Origin of the sequence: Streptococcus suis (assembly GCF_019794615.1) — a bacterium.
GTDB classification, from domain to species: domain Bacteria; phylum Bacillota; class Bacilli; order Lactobacillales; family Streptococcaceae; genus Streptococcus; species Streptococcus suis_AI.
This window is the reverse complement of record NZ_JAIMDU010000046.1, coordinates 1-14,817: the sequence shown is the minus strand read 5'-3', so window position 1 is coordinate 14,817 and position 14,817 is coordinate 1. Positions and strand designations below refer to the sequence as shown.

The 14,817-nt window shown below is 40.8% G+C and carries 11 protein-coding genes; all 11 read right to left on the bottom strand.

Translation table 11 applies throughout. The features are described 5' to 3' along the window. Positions 1-302 precede the first annotated feature (302 nt). The 11 genes from K6V43_RS10450 to K6V43_RS10400 all read right to left on the bottom strand — a co-directional run bounded on the left by K6V43_RS10450 (position 303) and on the right by K6V43_RS10400 (position 14,655). Positions 303-1,040: a hypothetical protein gene (locus K6V43_RS10450; protein WP_222383030.1), complete on the bottom strand. Its 738-nt coding sequence runs from the start codon at positions 1,038-1,040 to the stop codon at positions 303-305. A gap of 64 nt (positions 1,041-1,104) precedes the next feature. After that, positions 1,105-1,776 (bottom strand): TIR domain-containing protein, encoded by a 672-nt coding sequence (locus tag K6V43_RS10445; RefSeq protein ID WP_222383029.1) that lies wholly within the window; start codon positions 1,774-1,776, stop codon positions 1,105-1,107. A 162-nt stretch (positions 1,777-1,938) separates the two neighbouring features. Further along, the gene (locus K6V43_RS10440) at positions 1,939-4,533 is read right to left on the bottom strand and encodes an LPXTG cell wall anchor domain-containing protein (protein WP_222383031.1); all 2,595 of its coding nucleotides are present in this window, start codon (positions 4,531-4,533) and stop codon (positions 1,939-1,941) included. Positions 4,534-4,878: 345 nt separating this feature from the next. Further along, positions 4,879-5,112: a GlsB/YeaQ/YmgE family stress response membrane protein gene (locus K6V43_RS10435; RefSeq protein WP_141600240.1), complete on the bottom strand. Its 234-nt coding sequence runs from the start codon at positions 5,110-5,112 to the stop codon at positions 4,879-4,881. Between the two features lie 59 nt (positions 5,113-5,171). Beyond that, positions 5,172-6,413 carry an aminopeptidase gene (locus K6V43_RS10430; RefSeq protein ID WP_222383028.1) on the bottom strand — a complete coding sequence of 414 codons (1,242 nt, stop codon included), beginning with the start codon at positions 6,411-6,413 and terminating at the stop codon, positions 5,172-5,174. Between the two features lie 942 nt (positions 6,414-7,355). After that, positions 7,356-7,958: a nitroreductase family protein gene (locus K6V43_RS10425; RefSeq protein WP_222383027.1), complete on the bottom strand. Its 603-nt coding sequence runs from the start codon at positions 7,956-7,958 to the stop codon at positions 7,356-7,358. 153 nt (positions 7,959-8,111) lie between these two features. Continuing rightward, on the bottom strand, positions 8,112-12,503 hold the full coding sequence (locus tag K6V43_RS10420; protein WP_222383026.1) for a PolC-type DNA polymerase III: 4,392 nt from the start codon (positions 12,501-12,503) through the stop codon (positions 8,112-8,114). Positions 12,504-12,749: 246 nt separating this feature from the next. Continuing rightward, positions 12,750-12,875: a putative holin-like toxin gene (locus tag K6V43_RS10415; protein WP_237659027.1), complete on the bottom strand. Its 126-nt coding sequence runs from the start codon at positions 12,873-12,875 to the stop codon at positions 12,750-12,752. Positions 12,876-13,053: 178 nt separating this feature from the next. After that, complete coding sequence (locus K6V43_RS10410) at positions 13,054-13,164, bottom strand: putative holin-like toxin (RefSeq protein WP_337250541.1); 111 nt, start codon at positions 13,162-13,164, stop codon at positions 13,054-13,056. 475 nt (positions 13,165-13,639) lie between these two features. Further along, positions 13,640-14,383, bottom strand: a complete 744-nt coding sequence (locus K6V43_RS10405; protein WP_222383025.1) for a DUF6287 domain-containing protein — start codon at positions 14,381-14,383, stop codon at positions 13,640-13,642. Between the two features lie 2 nt (positions 14,384-14,385). Then, positions 14,386-14,655, bottom strand: a complete 270-nt coding sequence (locus tag K6V43_RS10400) for a hypothetical protein (protein ID WP_222383024.1) — start codon at positions 14,653-14,655, stop codon at positions 14,386-14,388. Between the last annotated feature and the right edge of the window lie 162 nt (positions 14,656-14,817).

Here is a 14,817-nt window from a genome sequence, read left to right as displayed (position 1 = left end):
CGAGAAAAAGTACGCATTTTTGATATAAAAAGAAAACCTCTCTAAACCCTTGATATACATAGGGTTAGGGAGGTTTTTGTCATTTCAAACTGTCAAAGATGGGATTAAATAGCGAGTCCGTCTCATACCTATCCTTGCATGTTTATTTATGGAATCAAATTCCTAGAAAAATAGCCTTCCTGTTTCAAGTTTTCTCAGCTCAAAGTCGAAAGAATAAGCATGATGCTTTCTCATTCATTTTTTAATACCATACATTCTAGAAAAATCTATCGGTTTAAACCATGTCAATACCAGCGAAATGATCACCAATCCTCTAAAACCTGCCAATTTAATATAGCCAAATCCAGAGGATTAGGGTCTGCCTCAGCCTGTTGTTCTGCGCTCCCCATGATGATTTCTTTTTCTTCCAATAAAATAGCTTCGCTATTATCAGATGCTAATTGATAGGTCTTTTTAGTCCCTTCTCCCCTAAAGGAAGTCCATTCATACTGGGTCACAGTTCTATCTGAATTGATGGTAAAACTAGCCCGGTAGCCACCCACAGGAGCCACTTCAGAATGGACCAGATAGGTGGAAATGGAGTTGTTCAAATAGTAGACAGCCAGTCCATAGATATTCCCCACGCTATCCTGCGCGCCTGTAAACAATTCCTTGGTGCCATTGCCGTCAATGTCATAAAATGCATAGTGCGTAACTGTCCGTTCTGGATCTTCAGCAACTTTTGTGAGCGTTTCTGCATACAGACTCTCATAGTCTGTTTCAGCCGATCCCGTCACTGTCTCTTGCTGGCTACTGTCAGAAGTAGTTGTGGAACTAGATAAGCTGGTAGATGAACTAACGCTTGTTTCTGAACTGGTTGAGGAACTGTTTTCAGAGGTAGTCGAAGAAGCGGTAGATGAGCTCGTTTCTGCCCTACTTGAAGTAGTAGTTGATGAACTGGTGCTGTTGCCTCCAGTCAGCTGCTGAACGATTGCTGACTGACAGCCACTGAGTAAGAATAAACTGGCCAGTGCAAGTCCTAGTGATATAAACTTTTTCATTTGCTTCACTCACAATACAGAAACTATCGAATGCTATCATTAAGTTTCCATGCTTCCTTTTTCATCAATAATCAATTACTCCATCAAATTCATACAAATGATAAACCTCATTCATCAATTTTGTAGCGATTGTTGCTGGATTATACTCTTCATAGGCAACACCTAAAATATCCGATGCTATTTCTACATCTACTTTATTCGTTTTATAGTTAATAACCGAGATACGATGCTCTGAGTCTTTTAAATATCCCAAAAGCATACCTAGTTCCATCATAACATTTGGACGAGGTAGGAACTTCCCTGGTTCAATCTCAATATCTGGTGATAAAAGCACGATCCCGTAATCTACCTTGGCAACGGATTTCTCTAATTTATTCAAGAGAGAAACTCCATTTCCAGCTTGCTCTTCCATCACTTCAACATTAAAGCCCCATTTCTCCAGCAACCCCTGCACTTCATCCTTTTTTTTACCGTTCTGAATTGCATAGACGATAAAGATGGTTTTCTGAAGATTTGTAATTTTATCATTCCAGTGGTCTAAAAGCTGGCTCAATTTTAAGGCTTCCTTCCCATCCGTGGTGATCGAACCATTGGAATAAAAGTTAATGTTGCCGTTTTCAAGCTTAAAACGGGCTTTCAAATTCCCACTCGAACCTTCTTTTGCCAAGAGTTTGTAAGGAGTTCGTTTCAGAAACTCTTCAATCATAAACTCATTCAACTTATTGTACTTAGACATTATTTCTCCTTTAAGATTTCAAATAATCTTTGGACTAGTATTTCCATAAAAATACGTTTCGCTGTTTCATATTTTTCTAAAACTGAATTTCTTTGTAAAAAAGGTAGAACACTCTTCATCATCTTTTATTCCCAAATTGATAGCGAAGAGTGTTATTTACCCTTATTCTTCGGTATACTTCCGGCGCTTGATTGCGAGGGATAGCCCCAATCCTAGTACCGTGAATCCAGCTAAACTAGACAAGATACTTTCGTTACTTCCTGTTTGTGGTAGGCTAGCTGCCTGAACTGGCGCATTTGCCACATCCAAGTGTTTCTCCTGTCCTTTAGAAGCAGATGCCACAGCTGTTGCGTTTACAGCACTTGGCTTGCCAAGCTGAACAACTGATGCTTGGCTGTTCCCTTTCGTTACTACAGTCGTGCCATTTTGGTTTTGACCTGATGCAGAAGAACCAGTGGTGCTACCTGCTCCTTGGTTATCACCTGTCACTTCAGTAGGAGTTTTCACTTGTTCTTGAAGTTTGTAGAGGTTCAAGAGTGTGAGGTAGTGATTCGCCGCAAGGGTAAAGGAATGTTGCAAATCTGTTAATTTAGCTAGCTCCGTTTGGTAGACTGCATGCGCTTCATCTTTAGCTTTCACAGCCTTTTCATAGGCTTCTTGAGCTTTGACCAAGTTTGCTTCAGCTTCTTGTAGACCTGAGAGTTTTGCCTTGGCATCTAGCACTGCTTGTTTGGCGTTTGCTAAGACCGTTTCCAAGTTTTGAACATTTTGGTTGAGTTGGTTTACTTGTGTTTTCAATACATTAGCTTGGCCTTGTTTGGCTAGGTAATCTGAATACAAGCTAGTAGCCTTAGTTTGAGCTTGGTCAAGAACCGCTTTAGCAGTAGCCAGTTTTTGAGCTTGTTCAGCTTTTTGGACTGTTAGGGCATCTAGGGCATCCACAGCTTTGTCATATTTAGCTTGTGCTTCAGACAATTTTGTAGTTGCTGCATCTAAGTTAGCTTGTGCTTTTGTTGTTTCACTTTCTGTAGACAACAAAGTGTTATATGTGTTTGTTACTGATACAACTTTGGATTTTGCTTGATTCAATACTGTTACAGCTTGGGCTAAATCTTCCTTGGCTTGACTTTCATCCAGCAGAGCTTTTTCTAGTTGAGTATTAGCATTAGCTAAAGCAATTGAGTTTGATTCAAATGTTACATCAGCGGCGTGTACTTCTTCGTTTGCTGCAATAGCGTTTTTATCAAGACCACTGATTGTATATTGGTCTCGATATAATGCCATAACTAACCAATTGGTGTCAATTGTGATATCCAATACTTTGCGATTTTCGTTTTCTTCGATGTGTGAATACACCCCAATGCTCTGTGCATTATCAATCCCAGACCAATGCCCGTATGCACTATATCTATCATAAAATGTGAAGGATTGTAATGCTTTATTCGCTGTGTTTAAGAACTCTTGCATTGTCATAATTGTCTTTGTCACCGTTGGGTACGCAAGATTTTCCCCAACATAAACATTGCTTTCAAATATTTTGTCTTGACTTTCTCGGATAATTGTTGTGTTATGCCCGTGTGGTGCGTTTATTTCATCATACTTTTCACTACGTAGTTTTGCTACTTCAATTAGTTTCGTGTTTGCTGTAACTTTTGATATTCCAATATTTTCCGCTAATTTGTTATATACATCCACCACAAATTGATTCATTTTTTCAACTTGTGTATCGGTTAATGAATTCAAATTAACTTGCTCATCACCAGAAATTACAACATTCCAATAACTGTTTAAATTATCATATACTTTATTATCGTCGAATACCTTACTCAATTCTGCAACAGTTTCCAAGGTCTTTGGTGTTGTCATGAATTTCTTAACAGCGTCTTTTACAACTTGTGGTAGATTGATATCAATTGTGTAAGATACTTCATTTTGTAATGAATCTACAACTGCTTGAGCTTCTGTCACTTTGCTTGCTGTGTCTGCAACTTGTGCTTCCAAGCTAACTACTGTTGTTTGTGCATTTGTTTCTGCAATTTTAGCTTCATCTACTGCAGTTTTTGCTTCTGCAATTTCTTGTGCTAAGCTTTGGTCACTTTCTTGTGCTGTAACCAATGCTTGTTTTGCTTCTGCCACATTTGCTTCTGCTGTAACAACTTCTTGTTTTGCGGTATCTACAGTAGCTTGTGCTTGGTCAACATTCACTGTTTGGTTTTCCAATTGTTTAACAGTTTCTTGAGCAGCGTTTGCTTTTGTTTGAGCTTCTGTATACGCTGTGTTTGCTGCGTCAGCTACTGCTTGTGCTTGGTCCGCTTGTTCTTGAGCGGTTGATGCTTCTTGATTTGCTGTTTCAAGCAAGGCTTCAGTTTCTGATACTGTAGTTTCAGCTTCAACAATTTCAGCTTCTACTGCTTGAATAGCTTCAGGTGTTGCGGCTTCTGCTGTTTCTTGAGCGGCTACAAGTTCTGTTTGTGCTGTAGCTTCAACAGCTTGTGCTGACTGCTTGGTCGTTAGTGTATCTGCAACCACTGTTTCTTGATGTTTGACCGCATCTCCAATGGCGCTAGCTTCTGCCTTAGCAGCTACTACTTGTTCTTCCGTCACTTGATTGGTCGTAGTTGTTTCAGTTTCGTTAGCTGTTGTTGGTGTCGTGTCCAGCGTATCGGCACTTACTTCCACACCAGAGAAACTAATTGCACCCGCCGCAAGGATGGCTGAGGCAAGGGTCACTGTTTTTAACAAGTCTTTCTTATTCATATATACTCCTTATAGTTGGTATCACTATTATTGTACCCCCCCCCCGAAGCCTTTTGTCAAGCGGTTTTGCTTGATTATTTGTATATTTTTAGATTTTTTTCGTAGCTAATTTTCATCAGTTGTAAATGATGATTGCTTTCGTTTGTGGAAGGAGTGTATAGTGCACGAATGAGAGTGATACTTCCCTATAGGGTAACAAATAATATGGTCAGAAAAAGGGAGGGGGAAAGATCTCGACCAGTCTAAGTTAGGTCATTTTTTTAAAACCAAACTATTTGGCAATTTTAGCAAATTACTCCACAAATAAAACCAAACCTCATCAGAAGTTTGGTTTTAGAGTTCATTTTAATTCCGTCTGGAACTTGAAAAAATGGCCACTAGCAATACTGCTCCAAAGACTGACGGTACCAGGGCCATCCCAGCAAACTGTGGACCCCAATCACCAAAGAGCAACTGCCCAATCCACGAACCAGCAAGCCCAAGGATAATATTTCCCAAACAACCACGACGGTCGTCTGACGAAGTAAGTGCTCCTGCAATCATACCAATTATGGCACCTGCGATAATACTTGTTAACATCTTATTTTCCTCCAACATTTACAAAATAAGACTGGTTGCCCAGTCTTATAGCATCATTTTTAGATTGCCCACTCACCGTCGCGGAAGATAGGGACGCGAGTTCCGTCTTCACGAATGCCATCAATGTTCATTTTGTTTGAACCAATCATGAAGTCAACGTGGACATCAGAACGGTTGAGACCTGCTTCTTTCAACTCTTCTTGGCTCATTTCTGTACCACCTTCAATTGAGAAGGCATAGGCTTGCCCGATGGCCAAGTGGTTTGAGGCATTTTCATCAAAGAGAGTATTGAAGAAAGTTACACCTGATTGAGAGATTGGGCTCTTATCTGGTACAAGGGCAACTTCACCTAGACCGCGTGCACCAGCATTGTCAAAGACCAATTTCTTCATGACTTCGTCGCCTTTTTCAGCAGTCACGTCCACAATCTCACCATCTTTAAAGGTTACCTTGATACCTTCGATAATATTGCCGTTATAGCTAAGCGGTTTTGTAGAAGTTACATAACCATCGGCCACACGGTAGTCAGGTGCTGTGAAGACTTCTTCTGTTGGCATGTTGGCAATAAACTTCTCACCTTGGGCATTGATCGAACCAGCCGCTTCCCATAAGTGGTTTTTCGGCATACCGAGAACGAGGTCGGTTCCTGGTGCTGTGTAGTGCAATTTGACAAACTGCTCGTCGTTAAGAACCTTAGCTTTTGCTACCAAACGGGCTTCATGCTCTTCCCAGGCTTTGATTGGATCTTCTTCGTAGATACGGCACGTCTTGAAAATTTGGTCCCAAAGTAGATCTACTGCTTCTTCGTCAGACGTTGCATTTGGGAAAACTTTTTTGGCCCATTCCAAACCAGATGCTGCACCAAGTGTCCAGCTGATTTTGTTAGCTTGAGTGGCTTGACGCATTGGGTTCAAGGCCTGGCTGATTGCGCGTGCACTGCGAGACAATTTCTCAGGATCAACGCCATCGTATGCACCAGGATCATCAGACAAGACAACCAAACGACTAGATTTGTGCTCTAATAAATAATTCATTTCACTAACACGTTGTGGGTGAACTTGTTCCAAGCGTTCTACATCTACATTGACCAATCGTTCGCGAGCAATGACATCATCCGACCAGTTCACTAAGACCTCTGCTGCACCGAGTGCATAAGCTTCTTTAACAATCAAACGGGCCAACTCTGCCTGATCAACAGCAATTGTCAATTGGACTGTATGACCTGGTTGGACATTGATACCAGTTGATACCAAAAGTTTCGCGTATTTTGCAAGATTTTCTTTAAAATTAGGTAATACCATGTTCATCTCCTTAGGTTATTATTCTAGATTATTGTATCATATTTTGGTAAAGGGCAGATAAAAAAACTTCCTGCAAAACAGGAAGTTAGTGGGAAGGTTGTGTCATATTCACTGAAACTTTACACTCAACTAGGTAAGCTGACAAGGGATGTTTCCAACTTTCAAAGCATAAAGGTTTCAGTTTGCATTTAGTACTACCTCTAACTGTCTGGGTGACAGTTAGAGGTTGGAGATAAAGCGAACGGAGTTCGTGTCATCAAGCCACAGACATAACTCAATGCTCTCTTATTACTAGGCATTGACTTGAGACTGGCATAAAGCCCAGCCCTCACCTGTCAACATAATAAAATAAACTGAAAGTTTAAGGTATTCAATGAAAATTGGAATCAGACTAGCTTCAACTATCTGGGAGATAGTTGAAGGTTGGAGATAAAACGAACGAAGTGCGTGTCAACAGCTGCGATAGGCTGAAGTACGCCGAAGCGAGTTCAAACAATCCAGTGGATTGTTTGAAGTTGGAAATAGGGAGTGAGAAAGAACTCGACTGGTCTAAAAGAGTTCCCCTCACTTCCAAACATTTAGGTTCGGGCTAAAATAGTCCACTGGACTATTTTACTCCCACCCCCGCACAGCTCACAAGGTTCAGTGAACCTTGTGAGGTTGGAAATGAAGCGAACTCTGTTCGCAACAGTCGTAGAGGTCAGATTTGGATTGTAAGACACGAACAAATCTGCCAAGCAACCACTGCGCTGAGATGTTGGCACGAACTCTGAGAAGTGGCGCCGGGCTTTTTGCCCAGCCCTCATCTGCCGACGTAATAAAACAAACTGTAAATATGTATACTCAATGAAAATTGAAGTCAGACTAGGCGACGCAGATGTAGATAGAACTTAAGTTCATCACATCAAGTCAACAACGTCTGACTTCAATTTTCGCAGAGTATTAGTTACCAAAAACCTTTACACGGTCAGAATCCGCCATGTAATCTTTTTCCCCTGCTGGAGCTGCGATGCTACCGAATGGAGCTTGTGCACGAAGTTTCCAGTTAGCTGGGATACCGTATTTTTCAGCAACTTGTGCATCTACCAATGGATTGTAGTGTTGAACGTTCATACCGATATTTTTCTCAGCAAATGCCAACCACACTGCGTACAAGTTGATACCGTGAGCTTGTTCAGACCAGATTGGGAAGTTTTCTGCATAGAGTGGGAAGTTTTCTTGCAAGCCTTTAACTACGTCTTGGTCTTCGAAGAACAAGATAGTACCTGCTCCAGCAGCAAAGCTAGCCAAGCGGCCTTTAGTGCCTTCAAATGCTTCAGCTGGTGTTACTTTTTCCAATTCACTGTAAGCAATTTCGTTCCAGAAAGCTTCTGATTCAGCACCAAAAAGTACTACTGCACGACTTGATTGTGAGTTGAAAGCTGATGGTGATTCTTTCATAGCTTTCTCAACGAGAGCTACTACTTCTTCATTTGATACTGGCAATTCTTTACCGAGTGCATAAATAGTACGACGAGTTTCTTGAAGTTTTACAAAATTTGACATAGGATTTCCTCTTTTCTATTTATTACTATTTAGTAATTTTTATCACTATGTAGAGATTATAAACCTATTCAAAAAAATAATCAAGAGTTTTGACTTCATTTTTTGTAAAAAATCACTGTCTCTCAAAATAACGAGAAACAGTGACCTTCCTTATTAAAACAAATCATCAAACAAACTCAACTGGTTGTCCTCTGGCATTTTACCCAGGATTCCCATTTCATCCATTTTTTCAACAAGCGTACCTGACAATCCTCCACGTTTTCGGAGTTCAGTCTTGGAGAGAAATTCTCCTTCAGCACGCGCTGCAACGACCTGCTTAGCAACGTTTTCACCCAGACCATCCATGGCAACAAAAGGTGGGATAAGGGTATCCCCCTCAATCAAGAACTCTGTAGCATGAGATTTGTATAAATCTAATTTACCAAACTTGAAACCACGTTCCAGCATTTCATTGACCAATTCAAGCGTGGTATAAAGATCCTGTTCAACGTTTGAAGCTTCGTTGTTCTTCTTTTTGAGGGCAATCTCTTCCATCTTGGACTTGACTTTATCCAGTCCACCTGACATGGTCGCCAAATCAAAGGCTTTCGCACGAATGGAGAAATATGCACAATAATAATATAGCGGATGATGAACCTTGAAGTAGGCAACTCGTAAGGCCATCATAACGTAAGCAGCCGCATGGGCTTTAGGGAACATGTACTTGATTTTACCACATGATTCAATGTACCAATCAGGTACCTTGTTGTCCTTCATGGCTTGGATGTAACCATTTCGCTCTTCCTCTGAAATCTTGAGCCACATCCCTTTCCGCACCCGTTCCATGATGTTAAAGGCCATTTTCGGGGGCAAACCAGCATGCATGAGGTACACCATGATGTCATCCCGACAACCGATAACCGTAGACAGGTCAGCAATCCCAGATTTGATTAAGTCTTGCGCATTGCCCAACCACACATCTGTACCATGTGATAGACCAGATAACTGAAGTAATTCCGAAAAAGTTGTTGGGTGGGTTTCTTCAACCATCCCTCGAACAAAGTTGGTCCCAAATTCCGGAATTCCTAACATACCAGTCGGTGTCCCAATCTGTTCAGGGGTAACACCTAAAATTTCCGTTCCTGAGAAAAGGGCCATTACCCCTTTATCATCTGCGGGAATCGTCTGTGGATCAATGCCTGACAAATCCTGCAACTTCCGAATCATCGTCGGATCATCGTGTCCGAGAACATCGAGCTTAAGAACGTTTTCGTCAATATCATGGAAGTTAAAGTGAGTAGTCTGCCAACTTGCGGTAATATCATCAGCCGGGTATTGTACTGGGGTAAAGTCATAAACATCCATATAATTAGGAATAACAACAATCCCCCCCGGGTGCTGACCCGTTGTCCGTTTCACACCAGCTGCTCCTGCTGCTAAACGCTCCACTTCCACATCCCGGTAGAATTTTCCATAATCACGTTCATACCCACGTACAAAACCATAGGCCGTCTTAGCAGCTACTGTACCAACTGTTCCCGCACGGAAGGCATATTCCTCACCAAAAATCTTACGCACATCTAAGTGAGCAGATGGTTGATCATCTCCAGAAAAGTTCAAGTCAATATCGGGAACCTTATCTCCATCAAAACCTAGGAAGGTTTCGAAAGGAATATCCTGGCCATCTTTTTTATACTTGGTTCCACAATTGATACATACCTTATCTGGTAAATCAAAGCCTGAACCGTAGGAACCGTCTGTAATAAATTCACTGTGCTGGCAATTTGGACAGACGTAGTGAGGAGGCATTGGATTTACTTCTGTAATCCCAATCATGGTTGCTACGAAACTAGAACCAACCGATCCCCGAGAACCAACTAAGTAGCCCCGTTCATTCGATCGTTGTACCAACATCTGCGATGCCAGGTAAATCACTGCAAACCCATTACCAAGAATAGAAGACAGCTCTTTTTCTATCCGCAAGTCAATAATATCTGGCAAAGGATTACCATAAATCTCAAAGGCTTTTTGATAGGTTAATTCAGCGACTGTTTCCTCTGCCTTTTCAATATAAGGAGTATACAGATCCGTCTTCACGACTTCTACATCTTCAAACCGATTCAGCATCGCATTAGGATTGGTAATGACAATCTCACGAGCTAAACTTTCTCCCAAGAAAGCAAACTCGTCTAACATCTCGCTAGTCGTTCTAAAGTGAGCCTTAGGCAGTGGAGCTGGTTGGGCATTTTCCCCATTTCCAATGGTCCAGTTAATCGGTGCCCCTTGCCCTAGAGCCCGTACAATAATTTCTCGATAGATTTCTTCCTCGGGATCTATATAGTGAACATTCCCCGTCGCCAAAACTGGCAGTCCTGCCCTACGTCCTACCTCAATTAACTGCTTGATAGTTTCCTCAATCTCTGCAATATTCTTAAACTGTTCCTTGGCAATCATTGGTGCATACAGAGCTGGAGGCATAACTTCGATAAAATCATAGTAGGTAGCCTTTTTTACCGCATCATCCATTCCCTTGGACAGAAGCTCATCAAACACTTCACCTTCTTGACAAGCTGTCCCTAGAATTAGACCTTCGCGATGGGCATCCAGAACCGTTCTTGGTATGCGAGGAACACCTTCAAAATATTTAGTATTTGACAGAGATACGAGCTTGAAGATGTTTTTTAAACCAACTTGATTGGTGACATATAAAGTGGCGTGTTTGACACGAGCCTTCTTATAAGAATCTTCTACAATTAGTTCGGTATTGAGTTGGTTAAGATTCGCTATTTGATGTTTTTCAAAGGCATCTTTTAAGAAGATGAAGAGCAAGCGCCCCGTCGCCTCCGCATCGTAGTTCGCCATATGGTGATGTTCCAAGGCAACCCCAAATCGCTTTGTCAACGGCCCCAGACCATGTCGCTTATAATCTGGATATAGATTTCGAGCAAACTCCAAGGTATCAATCACAGGTTGACTAATCGTTGGAAGACCAGCCCGCTCGTAGTTGACATCCATAAAACCGACGTCAAAAGTAGCATTATGCGCAACCAAAATCGAACCCTGACAGAAGTCTTGAAACTCACGTAAGACTTGCTCAAGTGGTTTTGAGCCTCTCACATGTTCATCCGTAATCCCTGTCAACTCAGTCGTAAACTGACTCAGCGGATGACCTGGATCGATAAATTCATCAAATTCAGCAACGATATTTCCTTTATGCATTTTAGAAGCCGCAATCTGAATCAGGGAATTATTGACTGCAGATAGGCCTGTTGTTTCCACGTCAAAAACCACATAAGTAGCATCTGATAGCACCACATCTGCTACATTGTAGGCAATCGGAACAGAATCCTCAACGATATTAGCCTCCATTCCAAAGAGAGCTTTAATACCGGCCTTTCGCGCAGCATGATAACCATGTGGGAAAGATTGAACGTTGCCGTGATCCGTAATCGCCACAGCCTTATGACCCCACGCTGCTGCACGCGCGATTAAATCCTCAACTGCTGGCAGGGCATCCATCGTAGACATATTGGTATGGGCGTGAAATTCAATACGTTTCTCATCGTCAGGCATCAGATCCTTACGAATTTCTTTTTTGACCTCTTGAACTTCCTGTACATTCATGGTTAAATCACGCGTGAAATTATTGGTCTCCACATTTCCACGAACCCTTAACCAGTTACCTTTTTTTACCATATCAAATTTTTGAGCCTCTTCTTCATTTTTAGCCCATTTCTGCATGGTAAAAGAAGATGTATAGTCGGTCATCTTGAAATTGATAATGACTCGTCCCGTCTTCGTGGTTTTCTGCTCAACATCAAAAACTAACCCTTCAAAGACAATACGATTTTCTTCACTGTCCACCTCAATCATCGGAGTAATATCCGCTTTCTCAATATTGACCTTAGCAGGACGGTTTTTCTTATATTCCGGGACAAATGGCTGAGCTGCCTCTGGTGGTGGAGCCATTTGAGATAGTTGTTCCAGGGCCGCTAAATTTTCCTCATTTGCCTGCTGGTAAATTTCTTCATTTTGTGCATGGAAAACCTCTGCCTGTTGTTGCGTCATTTCTTGGCAGACTTCAATATCTACTGTAAGATTCCCAAAACCAAATCGCTTGTACTGTTCAACTAAATTCGGCAAATGATTCTTGCGAAAATGAGCTGTATCAATCGTTTCTGGTCCTTTTATCCACAGAACTCCGTCTCTATAAGTCACAGCTAGTGGCTGAAACAGTGCCTTGAACCCAGCACTCTGGCACAAATCTTCCGTAAAAGCCTCTGGATAATAGGCTTCCACCAAACCCGCCTCAAAACTGTCTGCATCTGTTACCAAAGAAAATTGAATCTTGTTCCCTAGTTTTTCAAACTCTGTTTTCAAATGAGCCTTAAAGAGTTGATAATCTAAAAGTGGTAGGGGATTTTCAAAACGGAAGGTAAACTCCCATAATTTACTGACCTTGTGCAAGACCACTTTCTCAATCTTTGCAGTCGAAAAAGCCCCTGATTGTCGTGCATCAAGAGGCATCCCGATTTGTTGAAGCAAAAGCTGAAATTTATCTGACATGACCATTTCCTTTGTAATTAGTTAGAATCATTTTACCATAAATAGAGGAATTTTTCTTGGACTAAGTGAGAGACTTTTCTTGCAGGCCACCATCATACAACTTGCTTTTTCAAGCCTTCGTGATATTATAGAGATAGAAAAAGGTAGTTGCTCTAACAACTACCAACGTAGAACCGTTAAAAAGACGGTGACTCGTTTATATTAGACTATAACTCGTCCAACAACTCGGTCAAAAGTGGGGACGGGTTATTTTTTGTCATTTTCTTTGAAGATTTTATAGCACAAGCTGACTAAAGCAATGGTAAAGCTACCTAAAGCTAGAATCGTTTGTACAACTTCAAAAGCTGAAACAAGCCCCCGACGTTTTATTATATAGGCATAAAATTCCCAGTATGCCACTGCCTTTTAAACTTGCTTTTTCAAGCCTTCGTGTTATAATAGAGATAGAAAAAGGTAGTTGCGTCAACAACTACCAACGTAGAACCGTTAAAAAGACGGTGACTCGTAGTTTAGATTTAATCCGTCCTACTCGCGCAAAAGTGGGGACGGGTTATTTTTTGTCATTTTCTTTGAAGATTTTATAGCACAAGCTGACTAAAGCAATGGTAAAGCTACCTAAAGCTAGAATCGTTTGTACAACTTCAAAAGCTGTCAAAAGAATGCTCCCCCCTTTCTGTTAGATTTTGATGAATTGCCCATAGGCATCACCTCTTTGACACGAACTAGGTTCGTTTCATCTCCAACCTCCAACAGTCTATCCCCAGACTGTTGGAGCAGAACCGAGAGCCACCGTCTTCACTTCTCTACTAGATTTGTATACCCTAAAATTGGCAAAAATGAACACAGAACAAAATCCTCAGAGTGCTTTCCGAGGATTTTGTTTATTTATATTATGAATTTTCCAATACCTAGTTATTCCAGCGTACTTACTGAACATAAATACGACAAGATTGACCTGATAAACTAACCGTAAGTGGTTTACTTGTGTTCACAATTTTGAATTGTGCTAAGTCTGAAGTAGTAAGCCATTTAAGATCATTTAGTTCAAACCAGGTATGGTTAGATATTATTTCTTGGTTCGTATTAAATTGTGACGGATTTTGGTAGCTAGATTTTGGCATTCTACCTTTAAGTTTCTATTCCACTTTTTCCTGTACTCTGTAGTAAACATATGGATCATTATATTGTGAAATATAGTCTCCAAGAATAATTCTATCTTGTGAGCTATCTGAAGTAGTCTGACCAACTAAAGTTACCCCTGCAGGCACAAAAATTATATAATCACTTTGGTTTGCACTAGTTCCAGATTTCCCTTTATCCAATACTGCCCAAATTGCTGAATTATTTTTTTCTGGCTGAATAATAGGTATTGCATTAGAAGAACTCCCCAATGCCCCTTGAATAATCATTCCCTGACTATCAATTGAAAAATGTCCTTCAAAGTTGTCTGACCATTCACCTTCAACAGAAGAAAAATCTCCAGTCATCAGCTCTTCGATATCCATTGCTTCAACTTTCATAGAAGTAGCAGACTGTGTTTCCTCAGTTGAAGTACTGGTTTCTTGGACCGTTCCCATTGTTTGGATAGTACTTGATTGTTCGGTTTCAGTAGCCGATGAGCTACTTTCTACACTTTGCAAATTTGTAGCAGTATCGGACGAGATATTTGATTGTAAATGATTATGAATAGCAAAACTTAACCCAATTCCTATAAAAAGAGCGGCTGGAATAAACCACCATTTAAATCTCTTTACAGGAGGTTTACTCATTGTCAACTCCTGACTGACCTCGCCATCAGCTATCGCCTGTTTCAATTCTTGTGGACTCGGTTTCCTACCATGAACTGTTTCAAAATAAGCAATCCAATCTTTTTTTATCATACTTACTCCCCTACTTTATCACTTACTTTTCTCAGGAGATAATTCATCTCCTGTTCTCTCAAGGCTGACTTATTGGTTACATTTGCAATAATAAGTAATAAAAACCATCCAATTATTGTCGGAGCAAAAAGAAGATTTGCTATGAAGATGATATATTTCCAACCAGTGTGGCTTATAAAAGTCGGTAATAGCACAATCAAATCAATCAGAGATAGAAATAAAATGATGCCAAGTGCATCACTTGAACTAATGTTAGGTGCAAAAGCGGCCAATATAAAACTGTAAACAACTACTGAGATTACGTATAAAATAATATTTAGTGCTCTACCCAATGTCATTAAGTTAAGCATTTAAGCAGCTAAAGAAACTATTCCCGTCTGAGCAGTTGATGACAAGACGGGAATAGTTTTTGTATTTAGGGCGCACAAAAAGGA

Excerpts from the sequence above, each read along its gene's own strand:
- K6V43_RS10450 (WP_222383030.1), bottom strand. The coding sequence starts at position 1,040 with ATGAAAAAGTTTATATCACTAGGACTTGCACTGGCCAGTTTATTCTTA.
- K6V43_RS10445 (WP_222383029.1), bottom strand. The coding sequence starts at position 1,776 with ATGTCTAAGTACAATAAGTTGAATGAGTTTATGATTGAAGAGTTTCTG.
- K6V43_RS10440 (WP_222383031.1), bottom strand. The coding sequence starts at position 4,533 with ATGAATAAGAAAGACTTGTTAAAAACAGTGACCCTTGCCTCAGCCATC.
- K6V43_RS10435 (WP_141600240.1), bottom strand. The coding sequence starts at position 5,112 with ATGTTAACAAGTATTATCGCAGGTGCCATAATTGGTATGATTGCAGGA.
- K6V43_RS10430 (WP_222383028.1), bottom strand. The coding sequence starts at position 6,413 with ATGGTATTACCTAATTTTAAAGAAAATCTTGCAAAATACGCGAAACTT.
- K6V43_RS10425 (WP_222383027.1), bottom strand. The coding sequence starts at position 7,958 with ATGTCAAATTTTGTAAAACTTCAAGAAACTCGTCGTACTATTTATGCA.
- K6V43_RS10420 (WP_222383026.1), bottom strand. The coding sequence starts at position 12,503 with ATGTCAGATAAATTTCAGCTTTTGCTTCAACAAATCGGGATGCCTCTT.
- K6V43_RS10405 (WP_222383025.1), bottom strand. The coding sequence starts at position 14,383 with ATGATAAAAAAAGATTGGATTGCTTATTTTGAAACAGTTCATGGTAGG.